Origin of the sequence: Paenibacillus antibioticophila (assembly GCF_000455265.1) — a bacterium.
GTDB classification, from domain to species: domain Bacteria; phylum Bacillota; class Bacilli; order Paenibacillales; family Paenibacillaceae; genus Fontibacillus; species Fontibacillus antibioticophila.
The window spans coordinates 283911-306781 of the sequence record NZ_HG005142.1; the positions used below are offsets into that span (position 1 = coordinate 283911).

Genomic DNA, 22871 nt, shown 5'->3' on the forward strand with positions numbered 1-22871 from the left:
GGCAATCCCAATTGTCCTTGGCCAGCTTTAATTTTTGCCGAATATGAATCAAGCCATCGTCCATCTCATCATTATCATTGAGTTCGTCAATCACATTGGAGTGATGCTCCAAAATGTGAATATCATCCTGCAAAATCCCCCGTACCTCGGCAGCGTTCTGTTCTATTATGGTGGTGTATGGAAGGACGTATATTATGCGCTTCTTATGATGCTCTATCGCATGTCTGAGTGCATAACGAAGACTGGCTAACGTCTTGCCGCCGCCAGTAGGGATGGATAGGGTGTAAATACCGGAAGGCTTATACGCAGAACGCTCACACTGTTCCGACATTTCCCTTCTTAGTTGGTTAATCGGGGTGGTAGCAGAAGCATGACCCGCCAATCCCCCCAGCTTATCCATTAATTTAGCGTAATAGCTCTCGAACAGTTCCTCCGTGTTGGGGGCTTGCTCTTCGTTCTCCGCAATCTGCTCCTCAAATCGCCGCGTATCCGTGCGGTCTGCATCAATTAGAGCACTAAATACATATTTGGTCAGATAAAGGCATTTCATTTCCATGGTGAAAGGGGACGGAATGGCGAAGTAAGCATCCATCTCCAGCACCGCTCGCTCCACGTATTGTTCAAATGCTTCACGGTTCATCACGCGCTCAAAGAATAGTCTGGTGCAAGCTTCGTATTCAGGAACATCCTCCTTATCCCGAACTCTTCGCAGATAGGGGGTTTCCAGTTCTGGACTGATGTAATCATGCAAGCTGGAATGGTGTGAAATGATGGCGTTGCCGACTATTTCAGCAAGAGTTCCCTTACCACGTTCAATAGTTCCCGTATGGTAAAGATCATAAAGCAAGCGCCCCCCGGCTGTAGAATGATCTACACTCCCCCGCTTGGGAGGAGCTTCTGGATGAGCTACAGCTTCACGCAGATAGTTTTGAAATGCTATCGCGTATTTCCCGAGATCATGGAGTAGGCCTGCCAGCCCCGTAATATGCCGAATGCCAAGTGCCTCTCCGGCGAACTCAGCCAATCGCTGTGCTCCTAGCAAATGATGCTCCAGTGGCTGTGGCTCCCCATCACTTTCCCGCACATGTGCAATATAGTCCAACCGCCTGACCTCCAACCCTTTTCGGTTAGTTCTTGAGAACTATCTCCTTATATTCATGTATTTCGCCGAAAAATCGCCAATCCCTTCCATGATTCAACATTTTTTATGATTTATGGAGTTAATTAAGTGAACAACAAAAAGACCTTTCCGAAGATCGGAAGGCTTTTATTTGTGCTTTTTCACAATAAAAGGTGTTTTTGATGGGTACGACTGCTCATTAGAGGACTCTTTGGTATTAATTTTGAAAAGTGGCAGTAGAGATTTGATCCACCGCTTGAGTAAGGTGCGACAGCATACGCTATGGCTGACAGGTACATCGAGGATAATTTCAATCCACGCACCTGAGTAAGGTGCGACAGGTTAACGGAGCCTGGGAAAGCCGGTCGGCTGAATTTCAATCCACGCACCTGAGTAAGGTGCGACATAAAGACCAGAATTAAACGGGGTGAGGATTTGAATTTCAATCCACGCACCTGAGTAAGGTGCGACGATACGTTACCCAAATGAGCCTATACGCAGAAACAATTTCAATCCACGCACCTGAGTAAGGTGCGACGTCCTGTTGATACTTGGTACCATTTACCCTAGTGATTTCAATCCACGCACCTGAGTAAGGTGCGACGTAAGATCGGATCATAAATGCAAGCCATGTATACGATTTCAATCCACGCACCTGAGTAAGGTGCGACCCTTTTATCATTGATGATCCAATTGCCAACATCATTTCAATCCACGCACCTGAGTAAGGTGCGACGTTTTCTGTGGTAAGGCTGGCAACCTTTCTTTCAAATTTCAATCCACGCACCTGAGTAAGGTGCGACGAATCAGAGTTTCAACGCCAAAGATATATGATCAGATTTCAATCCACGCACCTGAGTAAGGTGCGACGATAAGCAGGCTAAGCGCAAGTTGTACTGTGATCATTTCAATCCACGCACCTGAGTAAGGTGCGACTTGTCGCGGTATGTGAATATATTCAAAACATCGTATTTCAATCCACGCACCTGAGTAAGGTGCGACCCGCATATTGTTTTTGCCTAATAATTTTATCCAGATTTCAATCCACGCACCTGAGTAAGGTGCGACCAGGTCTGATTGCTGGGCAAGAGTCTGGAGCATGATTTCAATCCACGCACCTGAGTAAGGTGCGACATAGAATAGCAGTTCTTGTTGTTAGTAACCATAAATTTCAATCCACGCACCTGAGTAAGGTGCGACTCTCTTTGGAAGCTTTTTGTTCAAACTTCTTCAGATTTCAATCCACGCACCTGAGTAAGGTGCGACAATTGCTCGTTAATTATCTGCTTAGCATCAAATTATTTCAATCCACGCACCTGAGTAAGGTGCGACTTTTATTTTGAATTATGAAAGGAGGTGAGGTTATTATTTCAATCCACGCACCTGAGTAAGGTGCGACGCTTGTGAATCTCTTCCATACAGCCGGGCTCTATACATTTCAATCCACGCACCTGAGTAAGGTGCGACGTTAAGCAGCATAGGGTTGGGAGACCCTAGCCGCCGTATTTCAATCCACGCACCTGAGTAAGGTGCGACTTTGCTTAATCGTATGAAAGGAGTGAGCCTTAGCCGTGATTTCAATCCACGCACCTGAGTAAGGTGCGACAGTAGAGCGGGACAAGTTGTAGATGCTCCAGATATTTCAATCCACGCACCTGAGTAAGGTGCGACGCCTAGGCACTCTTGGTGGTGGTAATCATTTCATTATTTCAATCCACGCACCTGAGTAAGGTGCGACTGATAAAAGGCTCCGATTTAGTTGTTATACCTTAATTTCAATCCACGCACCTGAGTAAGGTGCGACTATTTTCAGGTTTCTATGAGCAGTTTCAATAACTTATTTCAATCCACGCACCTGAGTAAGGTGCGACTCCAGATTCAAAATATGAGGACCTTGAAGACATATTTCAATCCACGCACCTGAGTAAGGTGCGACTATACGTTAAGCCGATTGTGGTAAGATTGGGAGATTTCAATCCACGCACCTGAGTAAGGTGCGACTCCGTTTTTTAACAGAATAAGGATATTTGAAGGTATAAACAACCCTCTATTACCCAATATAGAGTTAAAAATCAATTGATAATTATCTTATAATTACACAAATAGAAATGAAAGTAACTTATCTTGGTGTGAATCTCCCAGGGAAATCATGTTTGCTTCACATTCGCACCAGAAGTTTTTCCTTTATTTTAATGCCTTTATATAATCCTGCTAATCAGCCATACAACTTGAGGAAGAAGCATCTAAAGTATCGTCAAACAATAGTCTGATACAATTCTTTAAGCCCTTATGGAGAAAAGTGTTGGCGCACTCCAGAAAAAATGATTTCTGGTTTCAAGTAACCTTGAGGATTTGTTACTAGTGTATCATAATTCTCCCCAATTCGAGCCAATGATCCTATATTTCTGTCTCCAGAATGAGTTTCAACTACTCACCCAAAAATCTCAATTCCCTTTCAACTCAAAACAAAAACTCACCATTAATTCGATGAGTTTTTGTGCATATCACTTTATTCCATTATCTCTTGCACCGCATAAGAGGCCTTAGCGATCATACTACCTTAGGTACCCCCTCGGACAGCCAACAATTTGCTGACTCCCACGATCTCCACCTTGAGTCTCTCTCTCCCAAGTATCCACCAGCAGACTCACATAATCCGCCGATTTGGACAGGCTGAGTGATTCTCCAGTGAAGGAATACCTATGCCCCTCCAGCAAAGCATAGACCTCGATCTCTCCAGGGGGCCGGCCGAAGGCACTATGCCAAAACACATTGACGAGATGGACAAAAGTATCGACTACCTCCGGATCATCCTCAAAGAGAAACTTCTGTACCTTCATTTGCAAAGGATTGCCTCGCTGCTGCCATACCGCCTGGACAATGAGAGATAGCTGCATATCCAGCCCTGTGACCTCAGTCTTCCAATTCTCGTACAGCGCAACAGGATAATCGTAGATCATCATCCCCGTAACCATCGTTAAATGCTCTACGATCTGATGATATACCTGCCAGTACACAGAGGGATCGGGAAAAATGCTCTGATCACGAGGCCAACGCCGGTTCAGTAGAATCTGGATCGAGGTATGGAGGCGGAAAGCAGGCGACAAGGTAAAATAGTCATTGATCGTATGACCGATCGCATACTGGACATGCTGCTGCCAGGTCATTCTTTGAACGCAGCCCTGTTGACTCACTCCCGTCAACTTGTATGAGTGAATCCAGCCTTCTAATTCATAGTCCGCCACTTGTCTCAAAGCATTGCCTCCCCCTTCGTTTCTAGCCTTCTATCAACATCGGCTGCTCATACACACCGGCAAGCTTGCGCCGCTTGCTCAACACCGCTTCGGGCGGCGTCACAGCCGGCGCATAGGGATGCAGCAGCCAGGATCTGACGGTGTGTGTATCGGAAATCCGGTATAACGGCGGTTCTTGCTCAAAATCGATCTTCATCGAATAAGAGCTGCGCAGCGCAAAAGCATCTCCCTGCGGCGGATGAATGAGGTCAGGAGGAGTCCCCGGGATAGCCGCAAGCTTCGACCCTCCCTGCTGGCTCAGACTCGGCATCGAGGCTAGCAAGCCCCAGGTATAAGGATGACGCGGATCATAGAAAATCTCCTCCGCCGTTCCTAATTCGACAATTTGTCCCGCATACATCACAGCCACCCGGTCCGCCATCTTGGCCACCACACCCAGATCATGAGTAATAAAAATAATTGCCGTACCGATCTTCTGCTGGAGTTCCTTCATCAGATCGAGAATCTGCGCCTGTATGGTCACATCCAGCGCCGTTGTTGGCTCATCGGCGATCAGCAGCTTTGGATTCGCCGCCAGCGCAATAGCAATGACAACACGCTGACGCATTCCGCCGCTAAATTCATGAGGATACTGATGGAAGCGGCGCTCCGGAGCAGGAATTCCAACCAGTCCCAACAGCTCAATTGCTCGCTTATAAGCCTGCTCCCTATTCATACCTTCATGCAAGTGCAACACCTCGGTGATCTGCTTGCCCACCTTGATTGTTGGATTCAGTGAGGTCATCGGGTCCTGAAAGATCATGCCGATTTCCTTGCCGCGAATCTTCTGCATCTGCTTCTCCGTCTTACTCGTCAATTCCTGACCGTTAAACCAGATTTCTCCCCGTTTATAGACAGCTTGCGGCTTCGGAAGGAGCTGCATTACAGCTTGAGAGCTTACACTTTTGCCCGAACCCGACTCCCCGACAATCGCCAGGGTTTCCCCCTTGTTCACATGGAAGCTGACGCCTCGAACTGCTTGTACCTCGCCCTCCCGGGTTTTGAATGAGATCGCCAGGTCCTTTACTTCTAATAAATGCTCCATCTATTCCTCACTCACTTTCCTTAATTCCATCTAGAACTCTATAAGATGCACCAAGACTTAGATTTTTTTAGAATGATAATGATTATCATTATTGATTATAACATAAGCAGGCTCCGATACTCAATCAGGAATCAACTACCAACTCAATGGAATCAGCCCAGCAAGTAAATCTACAAATTAAATAATTTGAACAGTCCTGTGATTTCATGTTCACTACACATTTGCACTTTTATGTTCAGGAACTCCGCTACAATCGAAAATACCCGCAAAAAAACCGCCCCAGCACATGGCTTAAGGCGGTTACTATTTCAAAATATATTACCCTCTGCTAATCCAGATCACGTTGTCCTCTTCCTGCCCATTTACCGGCCACCAATGGAAGCCATCCTTGGCAAGCAGCTCGGCCGCTTCCTCAGGTCCCCAAGAACCGGCAGAATACGTGCTGATATCGCCAGGGTTCTGAGCCCAGGCCGCAGCGATGCGGTCGACGAATGCCCAGGCGGTAGCCACCTCGTCCCAACGGGTGAAATAGGTGGAATCCCCATTGGCAGCATCGTAAATAAGACGCTCATAAGCTTCAGGCGAATTGATGCCAACCTGACAGCTTTGGCAGAATTCCATGGCAAGGGGTTCAATGGCTGACTCCGAGCCTGGCTTTTTCGCGTTAATCTTAATGTAAATGCCTTCCATCGGGTTGACCCGAATCACAAGCAGGTTCGGCTCCAGCGTATGCTTTTGGCCAAGGTAGACATTTGTCGGCATTTGCTTGAATTCAACGACGACCTCTGTTGTCTTCACAGGCAGGCGTTTGCCTGTCCGGATATAGAACGGAACTCCTGCCCAACGAAAATTATCGACAAATACTTTCGCCGCAAAATAAGTCTCTGTATTCGAATTCGGATCTACTTTATCCTCTTGACGATAGCCCGGCAGATGCTTGCCCATGCTCTCGCCCTCTGTATATTGACCGCGCACCACGTTCTCCTTCACCTCAAGCGGAGTAGCATAAGGCCGCAGCGAACGAAGCACCTTCACCTTCTCATCCCGGATATCTTCCGGGTACAGACGGCTTGGCGGTTCCATTGCAATCATCGTCAGCATTTGAAGCATATGGTTCTGTCCCATATCGCGAAGCGCACCGGAGTGGTCGTAATAGCCGCCCCGTTCTTCCACACCGACCGTCTCACTGAGCGTGATCTGAATATTGGAAATGTGCTTATTATTCCATAGCGGTTCAAAGAAAGCATTCGCAAAACGAATCACTTCAATGTTCTGAACCATCTCTTTGCCTAGATAATGGTCGATCCGGTAGATCTCTTCTTCTTTAAATACCTGGTTCAGCTCTTCATTCAGCTTCTGGGCTGACAGAAGATCATACCCGAACGGCTTCTCGATCACGAGTCGATGCCATCCGCCGCTGCTCAGCATTCCGCCCTTCTGAAGGTTGAACGAGACGCTTCCGAATAACTCAGGAGCAAGCGCCAGATAGAACATCCGGTTGCCGGGAATTCCAAATCGGGATTCTACCGATTCTGTCAGCTCCCGCAGCTCAACGTAGCCGTCGATATTGTTAATATCCAACGACTTGTAAGAGAAATGCTCGGCAAACCGCGTCCAATGAGCGGTGTCCTCAACCTTGTAACGACAGAACTCTTGAATGGAACGGTGTACATCGTCCCTGAATTCCTCAGGTGTGCGCGGACGGCGTGCCACGCCGATAACCGCAAAATCCTCAGCAAGCTTCCCTTCGCGATATAACGAATATATAGCGGGGAAGAGCTTGCGGCGTGCCAAATCCCCGGTTGCTCCAAAGATAAAAAATACAGCTCCTGGTGTCTGCAATGATTCCAGATTTTGAATATCAGCCATGGCTCCTCATTTCTTTCTATGTAATATAGTGAATATTTATTCATACCCAAGCAATGCCATAAGTTTACAGATACATCACTGGATGTGATGTAATTTTAGCATATTTGCAGGAGTCTTGCCATCAAATTCATATCAGAATATGTTGGAATTTATATAAATTCATCTAATATTTATCTAATTTTTAATTTAAACTCATAATTAATATTCAACCGTCAGCAATGGCGAGCCCAATGAGAACTCCTGCTTCCCTGTCACGGAGTGAATATGCACTGCGGCTTGAAGTCCTACTTTTTGGCCTCCGCTGTCCACCGAAATCGGCAGATAGGATGAATAATAAGTGCGGCTGACTGTATCTTGATCTTCGTATTGCTCGACCAGGGTCAGATCCAGCTTTTTCGGAAATTCCTTCTCCACCACATCCAAGGCTTCCTTCAACGAGCCACTCTCTAGCTCATCCGGCTGCCTTCGCATTCCCTGCACAGCCGCATTCCATTCGGCCGCAATTCCTTCATCCAGCATAGACTGCCCCAGCAGTGCCTGCTGCTCTGACAATGAAGCCATTGCATGCCGCCCTTCTCCTTCAAGGCGCAGCACAACATAATATTCCGAGGAGGAGAGCTGAGTGACATTCAAATGAAGCGCAAACTCATCACGGCTGCCTGAGGATGAATAGACCGTATGGTTTTGCAGTATATCTTGTTCCGCCGCCGGCAGACCAAGACGTGTAGTCAGTACATTCGCTGCTTCTTCGGGATCCAGCAGAGTACTCCAGTTTCCCTGCCATTTTACAGTTCCGGAAATCTCATCACCGATAATCTGTTCCCCCAGATCAAGCAGTTCCTTCCACTGGGACTCCGCGCTCATGACCTCATCCTCGACGACAGTCGGAGAGGCTTGCCGGGAAGCGGATAATTGATACAGAACAACCAGAAGCAGAATGAACGCCGCAATAACGGCTAACTTAGGTTTCCCTTTCCCCCTCAGGCTATGCATCTTTATCCCTCCTTGTTCTACCTACTAATCTATCATATCTACAGAATAACCACCCACATCTTCCCTATACAAGAGCCCCTTTTTTCATCGGACAAAATAAATAACCGCCAAAATCTAACCCCCTCGGTTAAATGTTGACGGCTGTTTGCAGCATTCTATTCTGCCAATCCATTCTTGTACGCATAAATGGCTGCCTGAGTGCGATCGTCCACTCCAAGCTTGGCTAAAATATTCGTTACGTGGAATTTTACGGTCTTGATTCCGATGATCAACTCGTCCGCAATATCCTGATTGGATTTCCCTTGTGCCAGTAATCTCAGCACATCCATCTCCCGCTCGGTCAATTCCTCGTGGGCAGGCGTCTCCGCCTTCGGCTGGCGCAGACGGTTCATCATTTTCGAGGCCACTTGAGATTCAAGCACCGACTGTCCGCGAACAGCGGCCCGGATCGCATCCGCAATTTCAGAAGCTCTGGACGTCTTAAGCAAATAGCTGAAAGCACCCGCTTCAATAACCGGATACATCTTCTCGTCATCCAGATAACTGGTAAGTACAATCACTTTGCATTCAGGATACAGCGCCAAAAGCTGCCGTGTCGTCTCAATGCCATCCATGCCATCCATCACAAGGTCCATCAAGACAACATCCGGCTTATACTCCTGGGCCAATCGAATTCCTTCTTCTCCGCTGCTGGCCTCTCCGACCACTTCGATTCCATCCTCGGTACCCAGCACAGCGGCCAGACCGATCCGAACCATCTCATGATCGTCTACCAGAAGCACCTTAATGCTCTTCTCCAGTTCCGTGTCCGTCTCCATGAAGCTCTTCCCCTCCGATCTCTTCTTTTAATATAGGTACGGTAATTTCGATTCGTGTTCCTTTACCGGGAGCTGTAATAAACTGAATGGAGCCGCCGATTTCACGGACCCGTTCCTGCATCGTGGATAGCCCGTAGGAGGTCTGCTTCTTCTCGTCCAGCTCAAAGCCGATTCCGTTATCGCGCAGAGCAACCTTGATCGTGTCGCCCTTACGGTGAATCCGAATGTCCATCTTATCCGCCTTGGCATGCCTGAGCGTATTGGACATGGCTTCCTGAATGATCCGGAACAGATGATTTTCGATCCCTTTACCCAAATTCAAATCTTCATCCATTTCCAGGGCCAGCTCCATAGGAACCTTCGTCTTCAGCTCTCTAACCAACTCGCGAAGTCCTTGCGACAGCTCCTTGCCCTCCAGATACACCGGACGCAAATGCAAGAGCAGCGCGCGCATCTCTGACTGTGCGACCGAGGCCATTTCCTCAATCAGCTCCACCTGACGCTGAGCCTTATCGAAATCCTTCTCCAGTGTTCTTCCCACAGCAGTCGCTGTCATCGAAATGGCAAACAGCTGCTGGGAGACCGCATCATGCAATTCGCGCGCCAGCCGTTGTCTCTCTTCCACGATAGCGGATACCCGGGCCTGCTCCGCCAATTGAGCATTATGTGTGGACAGACGCTGCAGCGAGCTAACCTGCTCCTCCCACCGTTTGCCGATGCGCTCCAACTGCTCGGATAAGCCGCCGATCTCGTCGTCACCCAACTGGGGCACCGTCCCTGTCTGATTGCCCTTCTCCCACTGTACCAGCGCATTCCTTAACAGATCAATTCTCCGCTTCTGGCGATAACCCTGCAAGAATCCGTAGGCAGCCCCGATGCTGACCAGCAAAGTTAACAGGGTCAAGCCCGTCTTGATCCCGGTTCTCCAATCACTTATCGTTCGAAGATATCCATATGTATACAGCACGTAGGCGATAACCGCCAGCAAGAAAAAGCACAGGAGAATTCCCTCCCGCATACTCCTTGAAACCATGTTTCGCGGCTTTCTGTTGTTCATGCGTGAGTGAACCTCCTGTCTTAAGATAATTTTATATCAATGTCTCCTACTAAATAAGAGAGCATAATCTTCACTTTCTGTTCACGCAAATCATAATCCGGCGATTTCCAATACACCCGGTTCATAATTCCCGTATCCCGTTCCTGCCCTAACTCAACCTGACCAAACAACACAAATGCTTCAATCTCAACTCCATAATCATCAAATACCGATAGATCAATATCCCCGACAATCCCCTGGAACATAAGCAGGTTGTCTTTGCCCTCCATGATGGCTAGTGACAGATCAATATCAATCTCTCCAAGAATATGCCACATGCAAGTATTTCTCAATGTCCAAGGATCCAGATCCCATCTCAAGCTTGTCGTTATGCTCTGCTTCTGAACCATATTGCCCAGCGGCTGATTTTTACGAATCTTGGCGTAATACAATCCAAGCGATATCATGAGAATCGCAATGACCAGGATGAAGTGGTCCAGAAGAATAAAGATGCCTCCAATAGCCATCAGGATGTATCCCGTCTTGACGTCCTCGCCTTGTCGAACCTTATAAACTCCGTATCCCAATAAAAAGAGGGCGACAAGGGTCATGAAATTAAGCCATTGGCCAAAAATCATCACGACACCGAAGCCGATCAGCCCTATAGCCAAGAACCTTTTCCGTCTGTCCATGCCGCACCTCCCGATGTTATATAAGTCGGAGAAGCCATTACGGTATGGGATCATACCGCATGGCTTCACCAAATGTTAGCATACCACAATGTCTATCAGACTGTGTAGCTGTTATTCTTCGCTTTGTTCCTTCTTTTCAGTTGGGGACAGCTTAGCCTTCAAGGCTTCCAGTTGAGCGTCTACTTTAAGCTGCTTCTCTGCATCAGCCGGGCTGATGTAGGAGGAGGATGTAGTTCCGCGATATACGACTCCTGCAACTTCCGCTTCCGCTTCCATCTGCATGATCTTCTCTTCCATCCGGTGGAAGCCGAGAGAAGCGTTGCCGCTCTCGATTGTGTGCAGCGAGCTGACCTGGGACATTTGCTTTCTGGCCTTCGCCATTTGTGCACGGTTTACCAGTTCGTTCCGCTTGTTGCGAAGCTTGTAGAATTCATCCTTCATTTCATGAAGCTGCTGCTTCAATTCATGAGCCTGTGTCTCGGACTCTGCATGCAGATTGCTGAATTCGGTTTGCTTTTGATCGTAGTGAATCTTCTCTTCCAGCAGCTTGCGGGCTACTTCCTCCTGACCATTACGGAGCGCGACTTCAGCTTGCGCCTCACGTTGAGCCGAGATGCGAATTGCCTCATCCAGACGCTGCTTCATTCTGCGTTCATTCGCCATTTGCTTCGCTACAGTTACCTCCGCATCGCGAATTTCCGCTTCCATATCGCGAAGATATTGGTTCAGCATGACGATTGGGTCCTCAACCTTATCCAACATTTCATTAACCGACGCTTTAGTGATATCCTTAATTCTCTTAAATACTCCCATTGTTTACACTTCTCCCTTCTCGTATTTGCTCAATTTTTTGCGTAAATCTTCAAGTTCCTTCTCCATGGCTTTCTTCTCGATATCTTCCATCATGGAGTCCAGATTGGAGGAAGGGGGTCCGCCAAATCCGGCACCTGTATTTCCGTTAAAAGAATTTCCTTGATTCGCTCCTTGATAAGGCGGCTGTGGAGGACGAGGTCCGCCATATCCATAGCCAGGGCCGCCGGGGCCGCCTGGATTACCGCCAAAGCCCGGACCTCCCGGGTTGCCGCCATAGCCTCCGCCGTAGCCGCCACCATTCCAACCGCCGGTACTATTATAGTAAGGATCATACGGCTGATAGGGCTCCTTGGAGATGACCAGCGATGCGATCAGATAGATCAGTATAGCGGCTCCGCTTGTAATCGGAACGCAGATAATAATCAGAATCCGTAGAATCGTCGAGCTGATCCCGAAATATTCAGCAAGGCCGCCGATCAGGCCTGTCAACCATTTATCACGTCTAGAACGATATAGTCTGTTCATCGATTACTACTCCTCTCCGGCTTTGTTCAGCTTCTGCTTCAAGCGGGAGAGCTCCTGATCCAGTGTGGATTGAATCGTAGATCCGACCTGGCTGGCAATATCCTGGCCTGCCTTGCGCAGATCGCGCAAGCTGCGGGCCTCCCACTCCATGCCCGACACCTGATCTTCAAGACGATGGAACATTTTCGGCACATCCTGCGCCCCGTATCCATTCATCCGCTGATTCATTCGTTGCTGTAATCGCAGCGTCTCCATTCTGGCATAATAATATTGACGCTTGCTGTAGACGGTCTGATACTCTGTCTTCAGCTCATGCAGTTGATTCTCCAGCTCCTGCAGAGACTCCAGGCTCTGTGCATACAGCCCTGAATACTGATCGATCTTCTCGTCGTACAGCATCTTCTCTTGCAGTGCCAGCTTGGCGAGATGCTCCTCACCGGCCTTCACTGCAAGCAGCGCTTGTTCTTCCCGCTTGCCGCTCATCGCTCTGGCTTGGTCAACTTGACTCTTCAATTGTTTGGTATGGCCGGAATACTGGTGATGCAGCTTCTCGGCTTCCATAATCTCCTGCCGGGTCTCGATCAGGAACTGGTCGATAAGCCGTACCGGATCCTGTGACTGCTCCAATCGTTCGTTCAAATTTGCTACCGTAATATCCCGTACGCGTCGAAATACACTCATAACTACCTATCCCTCCTGCCTATCGTTATATAATCAGTAACTCCGTCTTCCTTTCAGAGTTGATATTCCGTAAATGATGAGCCCGATTCCAAGCACCGGTATAATCAGCCAAGCCAGCTTGGAGATCAGAACGATCAGCCCGATAATCAGGATTACCCAACCGAAGAAAGCATTTCCTTGCTTGATTCCGTAGTATCCCAGACCAACCATCGCCACCGCAATCAGTAATCCGAACAGGCTACCCAGGAAGGGAGTCAGTTTACCCAGCAAAATCAGTGCTCCAAGAGCAATCAGCAGAATCGCAAGACCTTTCGAATTTCTGTTTCTCATTTTATTAATCACCGCCTCTCATTGAATCAACCTTATGTCTTTATTCTAGGTGGAATCAAGCATCTTCAAAACGGACCGGGGACGGTTTTTGAACCTAGACCTAAGTCGAGGTCCCTTTCCTCCGCAAGACAGAACCGGGTGTAAAAGCTGCCGTTTTCTATAGATTCAGACCCGTTTGTAAAGTCGACTAAATATGGATGAAATCTTTGAGATAATGCCCATTCTGTGCTATCCTTGAGGTATGCTACTATGGCGTAAAGGGGTGCGGAAGAACATGCGATTGCGAATCTTCAACAAATTGCTTGCACCGGCCATAATACTGTTGCTATTGGCAGTGTTACTGCTGATGTCCGCTCCGGCGACCTCGCCTGTTCTTCAATTTCATGAGGCCGATCAGGATACCCTTGAAACCTCGGCTTCAACGACGCAGCATCACAGCATCCCCCTGCGTCTGAATTCTCCGCAACCGGGTAAACTACTGATAGATCGAACGGCTGCGCTGTTCTTTCTATTTTTAATGATCCCTGTTGTGATACCCTTATTTCCGCGGACGTCTTTTCGTCCGTTCTTCTATCTTTTAAAGAAGCGGATTCTTTTATTACCGATCAAATTCACGAGTATGTTCCTTGTATCACAACGAACATCTTAAGGTTCTGCTTGCCCAATTGCAAGTGGCTGCCCGGCTCGTCGATCGGATTCAAATTGTAGAGGATTGTCATTATAGAACACTGGAGGCTTGAACAATGAATTACCAAGAGACCGATTTGCCTGGCGTAGGCAAAAAATTTGTGATCCCCACACGCAGCGGAGAGAAATTAGCAATTATTATTCACGATGATGGACGTCGTGAAGTATATCATTACGATAATGATAACCAGGAAGACAGCATTTCCAAGATTAGCCTGGATGATGAAGAGGCACGCTACGTATCCGCCATTATCGGGGGAGTGACCTATCAACCGACAGCTCTGGAAAATATCGAGGTTGCATTGGGCGACATCAGTATTGAATGGTATCGCTTGGAGACTAACTACAAAGCTATCGGCAAGACCATTGGCGAGCTGCGCGTCCGCCAGCGTTCCGGAGCCACAATCATAGCTGTTATCGAAAAAAATCAGAAGAAGCACATCAACCCCGGTCCGGACCTGCTCTTGACTGCCGGCGCCTTGGTCGTCGTTATCGGCGAGCGTCTGCATCAACAACAGATCAGACACATCCTGTTGACCGGAAGCTAAGCAGAAGCGTCGGTCAGCGTCTCATGACCGGATTCTCTTCTCCAGTGTCTTTGTATCCTAGATTCGCCCCTGAATCAGGACGAGATGAATAAGCCACGCCAAGTTGGGCTGACGTTAGCTATGGGAAAGGGGGAGTGAGTGTGAAGCATCACCTCACCACCAGCGCTCCATTGGACGGAAGCCACAAAGACAGAAAGACGGAGCCTTTATGGATGAAGCTTACCGGCATCATCTTCGGTTCCGTTCTTGCGGCGATAGGCCTTGAATTATTCCTGATGCCGCACGGCATCGTTGTCGGCGGCATTACTGGCCTATCCGCTATTTTTGCATTAAGCACAGAGCTTCGGCTAGGATTGTTCCTGTTCCTGCTAAACCTGCCTTTCATTGTTCTCCAGCGGAAGTATTCCGGCAACTCCGTGAGCCTGCTAACTTTTTTCGGAGTTCTGATTATTTCACTGGGAACCTTCCTGCTGCATCCATTTCCGGCTCTGCTGAATGAGCCCTTGGCGGCAGCTTTATTGGGAGGATTGTCTCTGGGATTCGGAATCGGGCTGGCGCTGCGGTTCGGCAGCTATCTCGATTCGGCGGAAAAGGCCGTCAGTAATTTGCCTTTCACAAGATGGATCACACCGGAAGGTCTCGTGATGCTGTTTAACTGTCTTGTGCTCATCATTGCCGGATTCCATTTCGGCTTTGAGCAGGCCATTTATTCCGTAACCGCCTATTTGCTGGCCTATGAATCCATCAAGCTATGTCTGAGCGGCTTCCGCTTCTATAATCAGGTTCAAATCGAGAGTCATCACTGTGCGCATATTCAGGAAGCTTTATTTCACTACTTAAACAGAAAGGCGGAATTCATCAAGCTGAATTCCCTGGATGGTGAGCCGGATCAAATTCAGTTGAAGTGTCATCGCTGGGAGGTTTCACGACTCAAGGCCATCGTGCTCAACTGTGACCCGGACAGTGAAATTTTAATTCTGCCGTAAGTCACTGCGGTAAGCTTACTATTTGTGGCATGTAAGCTGGAAAATGTGCAGTAGTGGAATACAGTTAACATAAAAGAGCGAGTTAGATGGGCAACGTGTGAAGTGTGCTTACGATCGCTGTTGTCCGCGGATTTCATTAATTGAAATAAGTTCTAACAAGGGGGAAATCCGCGAACAAAGGCGAACGCTCCGCTTCTTCAGCACACTTCTCACTTATGCCCCGATCACTTCGCCCCTGTAGGGTAACTGCAATGCAGGTTGCACATGGCTATGCCATAAACGGCAACGCAGCAATATGTTGCACGACGTAATCCTAACGTAAACGGTATGCAAGCAAGATATGAACGTAAGCCTTGACTTGACCAGACTGATTCTTGCCATGCTCCTTCCGGCCGCAATTTAGTGAAATTACTTCCCTTATATTCTCCGTTCGGCGCTTAAACCCACCTGTAGTGAAAAAACTTACTTTAAATATCCAGAAACTTGTAAAACCCACGTTTTAGCCAACTTTAAGCGCAAAAGTTTCACTATATCCGCCCCTCTACCATTTCCCCTAAATGTAAGGTAACTTTATTCACTAAATGTATGTGCGGGTATGGCGGCATTGTTAACTCTTAAAGTGCATCCGGTACCATAAAGCCGAACTAAGGAGCCTGTGTAGTTTGGGCATAAGTGTGAAGTGTGCTGTAGAAGCGTAAGCCGCCTTTGTGATTGGATTTCTTCCTTGCTTAATCCAGTCAAAGAAATCCACGAAGAACAGCGATCGTAAGCACACTTCACGCGTTACCCCCAGCACGCAGAATCAACCATTAGTCGGCCTTTTTGCTGTCTACAAGGCCAAAAGCCATATCGGCAGTACTGCAAAGGAAGCAAGTGTCGTCCATAGAATACACTTCGATACCAGTGCGGGTGCCGCATCATATTGCTCCGCCAGAATCACCGCATTCACAGCTGCCGGCATCGAGGAAAGGATCATGATAACAGAGAACAGTAGGCCGTCGGCCTGAAGCACTGCAAGAATGCCCCAAGCGATAAAAGGTGCGATTAGCAGCCGCAGCAGCATTCCCGTAACAAAGGCCTGCTTCGCCACTCCTGGCTTGTCGTCTCCGGAACTGACTCCTGTCATTTGCGCACCCAGAATAACTAATGCAAGCGGAGCGTATGCCGCCGAGAGCAAGCTAACCCCGGTACCCAGAGCATCAGGCAGAGACACCTGGAGCAAGCGGAGCAATACGGCCAAAAGTGCTGCATAGACCGATGGCAGGGTGAAGACCGACAGAAGTGCTTTCTTTACCGAGAAGTGAGATTTTGCCGCCAGGAATACTCCGATTGTATTTATAATAATGATCTGAACAATGACGTATACAGATGCTTTGTCCAATCCTGCCTGTCCGAATGCAAGTAATACCAGCGGAAGTCCATAGTTAACACTGTTCGTAAACATGGTAACCAGATTGAGACCCGAGCGCTCCGGCTGCGACATCGCCAGGAATCGCCCGGCCCCCTCACTGACCAACCAGAGCAGCAGAACGTTAAGCAGGCAAAAGATAACCGTTTTGAGGACCTCGCCCCCACTGACCTCGGCCTGAAGCAGCGTCTCAAAGATCAGGGCCGGACTCATGACGTATAAGGACAAGGTGGACAGGGGTTTTGTATCCAGGCGTTTAAATTTCTTTAGCAATGCTCCGCCAATGACAGGTAAGGAAATCGGCAGCAGAACTTGGTAGATCGTGTGTAAAAAAGAAATCATCAAACCATCCATAGCCTCGTCCTTCATTCCTTCTTTGTTGTGGTTCTCTTATCGTACGTTTCCGAAGTTTCTTTGTCCAAGACGTATTAGCTATAGGCTCATAGGCAGGCAAAGACGCAAAAGTCATTTGAGGACCTCTATTAGTTTACTAAACAATGTCATATTATACAATTAAACATTGAATAATCCCATATTTTAATTGAACAAAACCGATTTATGTGATAATTTGAAAAAGACCGGATTCCAAATTCTCTCCAAGGAGGAGTATAGATTATGTCCAAGTCACTGGCCGCCGTTACCTTTGGGGAACCGATGGCGATGTTTTACGCCAATGAAGTCGGTGAACTCCATGAGGTTTCATCCTTTTCGAAAGCGCTTGCTGGAGCTGAAAGCAATGTAGCAACCGGGTTGTGCCGACTGGGGCATCCCACCGGCTATGTTACCAAGCTCGGCGAGGACAACCTCGGAGCATTTATTATTCATGCACAGACCCAAGAAGGCATCGATACCTCTGCCGTTACTTTTACGAAGAAGCATTCAACCGGTATGCTGATGAAGTCCAAGGTGCTGGAAGGCGATCCGAAGGTGGAATATTTCCGTAAAAATTCTGCCGCCTCCACCTTGAGCATTGCCGATTTCGATAACGATTACTTTGCTTCGGCTGGCCATTTGCACACAACCAGCATCTCTGCTGCTCTCTCTGCCAGCATGCTGGAATTTGCCCGCCATGCCATGGATTATATGCGTTCATTGGGAAGAACCGTATCGTTCGACCCGAATCTGCGGCCCGTGCTGTGGCCGGATCAGGAGACCATGGTCTCGACGATCAATGAGCTGGCCGGCCGGAGCGACTGGTTCTTTCCCGGGATCGGAGAAGGCAGAATTCTAACCGGATTGACGGAGCCGGAAGAGATTGCAGACTTTTATCTGAAGCTTGGGGTATCCTTGGTGGTTATTAAGCTGGGACCTGAAGGAGCTTACTACAAAACCAAAGAAGGCTCCGGCTTTGTTCCGGGCTTCAAGGTGGATCAAGTCGTGGATACGGTCGGGGCCGGGGACGGGTTTGCCGCCGGAGTGATCAGCGCCCTGCTGGAAAAGCTTGAGATTCCGGAAGCGGTAGCACGCGGCAACGCACTGGGTGCTCTTGCCGTCATGTCGCCTGGCGATATGGACGGTTTGCCGACACGCAAGCAGTTGGAGGCTTTCCTGGCTTCTGCAAAACGGGCCGAAGGCTAGACAGGGACAGGAAAAAGAGGGTGCCCCAAAAGAAAACTTTGGAACACCCACAGCAACAAAATAGGGGAGTATTAATAAAAGCCAAGAGCTAAGCAGTCTATCTTCGCTTAACTCCTTGGCTTTTGGCGTGCACCGCTGCTTTTTTGAGTAGATTGCGGGCAAGAGAAAGCCACCCGACCTCAAGGCTTACTTTGTATAAGCCTCGAAGCAGGAACCTTCTAAAGCCTCGGCTATTCTTCATATCGCCAAACATAGGCTCCGGCTCGATCATGCGCCTTACGGCCAGGGCATAGCCCTCTTCGCCGCCATAGCCTGCATCGGCGTTGATGGTGCCCGGGAGCTGTCCTAACTGTGATTTTACTTGTTCAAGATGCGGGATGAGGCAGCGCGTATCGGTCGGTCGCTGGTGCAGACTGTAGTCGATAATGAATTGATTCTCGGTGCCGATCTGGACAGTATACAGTATAGTCTGGCTTTAGCTGGCCATTTCGCATGTGGTCTCTTTTATTCGCATAAAGGCAGCGTCATGATCCATTTTGCTGAAGCTGTTCCTCTTCCCTAAAATTGCTGTCGGATATTTTAAACTCGCTAACGGACATTCTAGACTCTTAGCAGACTTGTTCTCATGATTCGAAGGGGTAACGGACATTTCGGGCGCTTAGGACGCTCAAACGACTCTGGTTCACTCGATTCTACTCTCTAAGCGGCCAAAATGTCCGTTACAATTCTGGCTCATCCAAAGACGAACCGTAAGGAGACAAAATGTCCGTTAGACCAAGTGCTTACTTCCTTAGATCAAATGTACCGCATGGCTTATATTGGGAAACAGAGTTGATCCCGGCTAGATCGAATGTGCAAAGAAACCGTCTCCTTGGTTTATGGTTGGGTGGTACCTCCATTTTCCAGAGAGCGGTTTCTTTTTGTTTGACGAAATGAAAGAGGGCGCCCCTCAGTTCATCTTATGATCACTTTTGGGACACCCTCTTTTCAGAACGGATTCTCCACGCTGAAGAGCGGGAGGGAATCGATAGGTGATCGGGAGACCTGTCTCGCGGTCTTCAATGCTTGCAAGCAAGATCCGTGCAGCCTGACTTCCCATTTCATAGGCAGGCTGCTTGATCGTTGTGATTGCCGGGTTGTATACCTCCGCAAAATCCGCAGCATCAATTCCAATGATCGACAATTGCTCCGGTATCGTTAGTTTCAAACGATTCGCTGCCTTGAGCACCTCTCCCAGCACGATATCATTGCCGGCAAGCAAAGCGGTAGGAGGCTCAGGAAGCGCCAGGAGCTGTTCCAGACTATCGGCGACCTCCTCTGCCGACACACTGATCAGATATTCCTCCCGAAGCGGGAGCCCTGCCTCCAGCATTGCCCTGCGATATCCGCTTACCCTCTCCTTGCGCGGGGTAATAGGCTGGGCTGTAAGCGGCAAAGTGATCATCCCGATAGCGTGATGACCTGCCCGCACAAGCTCCTCGATTCCTATTTTTACCGCCATTTCGTTATCAAGCAATATGCTTCGGGCAGTAACCTGTTCAAGCAGCCGGTCCATAAGAACAAAGGGAACCCCTGCCTCCAATAATTGCTGATAAGGAGCAGAAACATCCCCCGTCGGGAACAGGATCAAGCCGTCCACTTGCCGCGCAAGCAAGGTTTCAATATAATCCGCTTCCTTATCCGGGTTCTCGTCCGCATTACAGATAATGACCTGAATCCCCCGGTCCTGCAATTCGTTCTCGATCGCCTGTATGCAAGTAATGGAGAGCGAATAATTCAAATCGGCAACGATAATCCCGACCAAAAAGGTGCGATTCTGCTTCAGACTGCGGGCCAGACCATTGGGACGGTAGTCCAGGTCTCCGATGACCTTGGCAATCCGCTCACGCGTAGCCTCACTCATATAATTGAACCGCCCATTCAGATATTGCGAGACTGTGCTTTTCGAGACACCGGCCAAGCGGGCAACATCGTTGATGGTCGTTTTGCTATTCACACTCATCAGCTCCGCTCTTTGAAGAATACGAGTTCCTAAAATATTTTACTAAACTTATTCTTCACTCACTATATCTGAAACTCAATGAAATAGCTACAGATGCGGCGTCAATTTTCTAAATGTATCAAACGGATGTACCGGTTTATTTTGCCGCCAGTCCCTTCAGAACCCATCTCACCAAATTTTCAACGTAGTTCTCATCCAGCTCGTCGCTCAAAATCAAGAGCCTATAAAAGATCGGTCCATAGATTTGATCCAGGCATAATTCAAGATCAAGCTGATCCTTCAACTCACCGCGGCGGATTCCGCGTTCGATGATTTGGCTTGCCTCCAGCCGGCGGGGACGAAAGTATCTTGAGCGGTAAGTTTCCGCCAATCCGGCATCAACCTGTCCTTCCCCGACCAGTTCTTTGATGACGTTTCCCTCCCGGCTTGTCATAAACTGAACCAATCTCGTCACATGAATGACCAGGTCTTGGGAGACCGAACCCGTATCGGGAACCGGAATTCTGGCCGTAGACGCCGTCAGGAACCCGTCCATGACCACCGCGGCTTTGTTGGGCCACCATTTATAGATCGTGGCTTTGCTGACCCCAGCCCGCTCTGCGATTTTCTCCACCGTGACCGATCCGAAGCCTTGTTCAAGCAACAAATCATAGGAAGCGGCAAGAATGGCGTTTTGCGTTTCCAGATTGCGCGGGCGCCCTCTTTTGGTACTCACTTGTACCCACTCCTTTTCCACATTAATACTGTACGTTCATTATACTAAATATTTATTCGAAATACGGCAATCAATTTGCTATTTACAAAACGATACGTTCAGTATATTATATAACCGTCGACAATTAATAAACGTTGCGTTCAGTATTTAGATTAAATAAGGAGGTTTTGTTATGGACACGAAAGAAACTGCCGGCAGTAAGCCGATTTCAGGCTGGATCCTATTTTTGTTAGCCGCCGCTTGCGGGCTTATCGTAGCCAATCTGTATTATTCCCAAACCTTGGTCGGGCCGATCAGCGCTGCCACAGGATTAACTTCCGAGGCATCTGGGCTCATCGTCACTTTAACGCAAATCGGGTATGTGCTGGGTCTGTTGTTCATCGTTCCACTCAGCGACATCATGGAAAACCGACGTCTCGTCGCCATCTTCCTTATCGTGGCATTCTTCGCCTTGGCAACGGCATCCTTTGCCACGAGCGCGCCCCTGTTCCTCGCTGCTTCCATGCTTATCGGTCTGGGATCCGTGGTAGCCCAAATCCTGGTTCCTTATGCGACCTATTTAGCATCAGGTCCCCATCAAGGCCGGGTGGTGGGGAATGTTATGAGCGGACTTCTGCTCGGGATCATGTTTGCCCGCCCCGTAGCCAGCTTCATTGCCGGCCTGTGGAAGTGGCAGGCGGTATTTGCCTTATCCGCGGCGGCCATTGCACTTTTAACGATTTTATTATACCGGGTGCTTCCCGAACGTAAGCCTGAACCTGCCTTGAGTTACGAAACGTTGATCGTTTCTCTGGGCTCTCTATGGAAACAAACACCGATTCTTCGCCGCCGCGCCGTTTATCAAGCATGTCTGTTCGGCGTCTTCAGTCTGTTCTGGACCGTGGTTCCTCTATATTTGGCGGACGAATTCGGCATGACGCAGCAAGGGATCGCCTGGTTCGCGCTGGCGGGCGTAGGGGGCGCTATTGCCGCGCCGATCGCGGGAAGACTCGCGGATAAAGGCTGGACCCGGTTCTTGACCGGATTGGCCATGATCGTTGCCGCCTCATCATGTACCCTGGCCTATCTTGTTCATGGCCATTCGGCAGTATCCTTCGTCCTGCTGGTTCTTGCTGCGATTCTGCTGGACATGGCCGTTTCGGGAAACCTGGTCCTTGGACAGCGGGTAGTTTATTCTCTGAGCAATGAAGCCAAAGGACGCCTTAACGGCTTATTTATGGCTGTTTTTTTCATCGGCGGGGCTGTCGGATCATCTTTGGGCGGCTGGTCTTATACCCGCGGCGGCTGGAGCTTCACCTCACTGATCGGCATCATCGTGCCGCTGCTGGCTTTGATTTACTTCTTTACTGAAAATAGGGCCGGTATCAAAAGGGCCTCAGTCTCCCCTCCCGTGGAGAGCAGCCCGCGAGAATAACCGGAGCGGAGAAAAGATCCGCTCCCGAAAAAGCACATAAGAGGGTGTCCCAAAAGTAAGCTTTGGGACACCCTCTTTATGTGGCAAATGCACTAACATAGCTCATACGGCTTTTCTTACGGTCGATAGTTGAACTTGAACAAGTTCATGGCGGACAGGTGAGGTTTTGCGCTTAGAATTTCGCTATCAGGCCGGAGCATCGTGACTGCCAACTCCCACACTGGCTAAATAACTGCTTTTGCGCACTTGTTTACTCGCATGAGCTCCCAAGCCAGCTAAATAACTGCTTTTGCGCACTTGTTTACTCGCATGTGGGTC

At 48.8% G+C, this 22871-nt stretch carries 19 protein-coding genes, 2 pseudogenes and 1 CRISPR repeat array; of the genes and pseudogenes, 5 read left to right on the forward strand and 16 right to left on the reverse strand.

The window, feature by feature from the left end; all coding sequences use genetic code 11:
- The 12 genes and pseudogenes from TX85_RS27785 to TX85_RS21735 all read right to left on the reverse strand — a co-directional run.
- Positions 1–1102 (reverse strand): annotated as a pseudogene (locus TX85_RS27785) (CRISPR-associated endonuclease Cas3''); the annotation flags it as partial.
- A gap of 325 nt (positions 1103–1427) precedes the next feature.
- Positions 1428–3121: direct repeats of the CRISPR family, unit length 32 nt; unit sequence ATTTCAATCCACGCACCTGAGTAAGGTGCGAC.
- Between the two features lie 554 nt (positions 3122–3675).
- On the reverse strand, positions 3676–4365 hold the full coding sequence (locus tag TX85_RS21685; RefSeq protein ID WP_233500837.1) for a hypothetical protein: 690 nt from the start codon (positions 4363–4365) through the stop codon (positions 3676–3678).
- 31 nt (positions 4366–4396) lie between these two features.
- A complete protein-coding gene (locus TX85_RS21690) occupies positions 4397–5458 on the reverse strand; it encodes an ABC transporter ATP-binding protein (RefSeq protein ID WP_044481955.1) in 1062 nt (353 codons plus the stop codon).
- A 318-nt stretch (positions 5459–5776) separates the two neighbouring features.
- A complete protein-coding gene (zwf, locus tag TX85_RS21695) occupies positions 5777–7327 on the reverse strand; it encodes a glucose-6-phosphate dehydrogenase (RefSeq protein ID WP_044481956.1) in 1551 nt (516 codons plus the stop codon).
- 198 nt (positions 7328–7525) lie between these two features.
- On the reverse strand, positions 7526–8320 hold the full coding sequence (locus TX85_RS21700) for a YwmB family TATA-box binding protein (protein ID WP_044481957.1): 795 nt from the start codon (positions 8318–8320) through the stop codon (positions 7526–7528).
- 155 nt (positions 8321–8475) lie between these two features.
- Positions 8476–9138: a response regulator gene (locus TX85_RS21705; protein WP_044481958.1), complete on the reverse strand. Its 663-nt coding sequence runs from the start codon at positions 9136–9138 to the stop codon at positions 8476–8478.
- Positions 9104–10195 carry a sensor histidine kinase gene (locus tag TX85_RS21710; RefSeq protein WP_044481959.1) on the reverse strand — a complete coding sequence of 364 codons (1092 nt, stop codon included), beginning with the start codon at positions 10193–10195 and terminating at the stop codon, positions 9104–9106. Before TX85_RS21710 ends, TX85_RS21705 begins: the two co-directional genes overlap by 35 nt.
- Before the next feature lie 20 nt (positions 10196–10215).
- Complete coding sequence (liaF, locus tag TX85_RS21715; protein ID WP_044481960.1) at positions 10216–10866, reverse strand: cell wall-active antibiotics response protein LiaF; 651 nt, start codon at positions 10864–10866, stop codon at positions 10216–10218.
- Between the two features lie 111 nt (positions 10867–10977).
- Complete coding sequence (locus TX85_RS21720) at positions 10978–11679, reverse strand: PspA/IM30 family protein (RefSeq protein ID WP_044481961.1); 702 nt, start codon at positions 11677–11679, stop codon at positions 10978–10980.
- A 3-nt stretch (positions 11680–11682) separates the two neighbouring features.
- The gene (locus tag TX85_RS21725) at positions 11683–12204 is read right to left on the reverse strand and encodes a PspC domain-containing protein (RefSeq protein WP_044481962.1); all 522 of its coding nucleotides are present in this window, start codon (positions 12202–12204) and stop codon (positions 11683–11685) included.
- A 6-nt stretch (positions 12205–12210) separates the two neighbouring features.
- On the reverse strand, positions 12211–12885 hold the full coding sequence (locus TX85_RS21730) for a PspA/IM30 family protein (RefSeq protein WP_044481963.1): 675 nt from the start codon (positions 12883–12885) through the stop codon (positions 12211–12213).
- 33 nt (positions 12886–12918) lie between these two features.
- Positions 12919–13215: a hypothetical protein gene (locus TX85_RS21735; protein ID WP_044481964.1), complete on the reverse strand. Its 297-nt coding sequence runs from the start codon at positions 13213–13215 to the stop codon at positions 12919–12921.
- A 274-nt stretch (positions 13216–13489) separates the two neighbouring features.
- Between TX85_RS21735 and TX85_RS21740 the strand changes: the two genes are divergently transcribed.
- The 3 genes from TX85_RS21740 (at position 13490) to TX85_RS21750 (ending at position 15436) form a co-directional block, all read left to right on the forward strand.
- Positions 13490–13864 carry a hypothetical protein gene (locus TX85_RS21740; RefSeq protein WP_044481965.1) on the forward strand — a complete coding sequence of 125 codons (375 nt, stop codon included), beginning with the start codon at positions 13490–13492 and terminating at the stop codon, positions 13862–13864.
- 94 nt (positions 13865–13958) lie between these two features.
- A complete protein-coding gene (locus tag TX85_RS21745; protein ID WP_044481966.1) occupies positions 13959–14450 on the forward strand; it encodes a cation:proton antiporter regulatory subunit in 492 nt (163 codons plus the stop codon).
- A gap of 140 nt (positions 14451–14590) precedes the next feature.
- Positions 14591–15436: a YitT family protein gene (locus TX85_RS21750; RefSeq protein ID WP_049895155.1), complete on the forward strand. Its 846-nt coding sequence runs from the start codon at positions 14591–14593 to the stop codon at positions 15434–15436.
- Between the two features lie 829 nt (positions 15437–16265).
- Here the strand turns inward: TX85_RS21750 and TX85_RS21755 are convergent.
- The gene (locus TX85_RS21755) at positions 16266–17189 is read right to left on the reverse strand and encodes an AEC family transporter (protein ID WP_044482172.1); all 924 of its coding nucleotides are present in this window, start codon (positions 17187–17189) and stop codon (positions 16266–16268) included.
- A gap of 270 nt (positions 17190–17459) precedes the next feature.
- On the opposite strand from TX85_RS21755, the gene TX85_RS21760 reads away from it, so the two are divergent.
- Positions 17460–18422, forward strand: a complete 963-nt coding sequence (locus TX85_RS21760; RefSeq protein ID WP_044481967.1) for a sugar kinase — start codon at positions 17460–17462, stop codon at positions 18420–18422.
- A 97-nt stretch (positions 18423–18519) separates the two neighbouring features.
- Here the strand turns inward: TX85_RS21760 and TX85_RS26350 are convergent.
- The 3 genes and pseudogenes from TX85_RS26350 to TX85_RS21775 form a co-directional block, all read right to left on the reverse strand.
- Positions 18520–18990, reverse strand: a pseudogene (locus TX85_RS26350) (transposase); the annotation flags it as partial.
- Positions 18991–19371: 381 nt separating this feature from the next.
- A complete protein-coding gene (locus TX85_RS21770; protein WP_233500822.1) occupies positions 19372–20418 on the reverse strand; it encodes a LacI family DNA-binding transcriptional regulator in 1047 nt (348 codons plus the stop codon).
- A 142-nt stretch (positions 20419–20560) separates the two neighbouring features.
- Positions 20561–21139, reverse strand: coding sequence for a TetR/AcrR family transcriptional regulator (locus TX85_RS21775; protein WP_044481970.1), 579 nt, complete (start codon positions 21137–21139; stop codon positions 20561–20563).
- Between the two features lie 172 nt (positions 21140–21311).
- Between TX85_RS21775 and TX85_RS21780 the strand changes: the two genes are divergently transcribed.
- The gene (locus TX85_RS21780) at positions 21312–22553 is read left to right on the forward strand and encodes an MFS transporter (RefSeq protein WP_044481971.1); all 1242 of its coding nucleotides are present in this window, start codon (positions 21312–21314) and stop codon (positions 22551–22553) included.
- Positions 22554–22871 lie beyond the last annotated feature (318 nt).

Excerpts from the sequence above, each read along its gene's own strand:
- TX85_RS21690 (WP_044481955.1), bottom strand. The coding sequence starts at position 5,458 with ATGGAGCATTTATTAGAAGTAAAGGACCTGGCGATCTCATTCAAAACC.
- zwf (WP_044481956.1), bottom strand. The coding sequence starts at position 7,327 with ATGGCTGATATTCAAAATCTGGAATCATTGCAGACACCAGGAGCTGTA.
- TX85_RS21700 (WP_044481957.1), bottom strand. The coding sequence starts at position 8,320 with ATGCATAGCCTGAGGGGGAAAGGGAAACCTAAGTTAGCCGTTATTGCG.
- TX85_RS21705 (WP_044481958.1), bottom strand. The coding sequence starts at position 9,138 with ATGGAGACGGACACGGAACTGGAGAAGAGCATTAAGGTGCTTCTGGTA.
- TX85_RS21710 (WP_044481959.1), bottom strand. The coding sequence starts at position 10,195 with ATGAACAACAGAAAGCCGCGAAACATGGTTTCAAGGAGTATGCGGGAG.
- liaF (WP_044481960.1), bottom strand. The coding sequence starts at position 10,866 with ATGGACAGACGGAAAAGGTTCTTGGCTATAGGGCTGATCGGCTTCGGT.
- TX85_RS21720 (WP_044481961.1), bottom strand. The coding sequence starts at position 11,679 with ATGGGAGTATTTAAGAGAATTAAGGATATCACTAAAGCGTCGGTTAAT.
- TX85_RS21725 (WP_044481962.1), bottom strand. The coding sequence starts at position 12,204 with ATGAACAGACTATATCGTTCTAGACGTGATAAATGGTTGACAGGCCTG.
- TX85_RS21730 (WP_044481963.1), bottom strand. The coding sequence starts at position 12,885 with ATGAGTGTATTTCGACGCGTACGGGATATTACGGTAGCAAATTTGAAC.
- TX85_RS21735 (WP_044481964.1), bottom strand. The coding sequence starts at position 13,215 with ATGAGAAACAGAAATTCGAAAGGTCTTGCGATTCTGCTGATTGCTCTT.
- TX85_RS21740 (WP_044481965.1), top strand. The coding sequence starts at position 13,490 with ATGCGATTGCGAATCTTCAACAAATTGCTTGCACCGGCCATAATACTG.
- TX85_RS21745 (WP_044481966.1), top strand. The coding sequence starts at position 13,959 with ATGAATTACCAAGAGACCGATTTGCCTGGCGTAGGCAAAAAATTTGTG.
- TX85_RS21760 (WP_044481967.1), top strand. The coding sequence starts at position 17,460 with ATGTCCAAGTCACTGGCCGCCGTTACCTTTGGGGAACCGATGGCGATG.
- TX85_RS21780 (WP_044481971.1), top strand. The coding sequence starts at position 21,312 with ATGGACACGAAAGAAACTGCCGGCAGTAAGCCGATTTCAGGCTGGATC.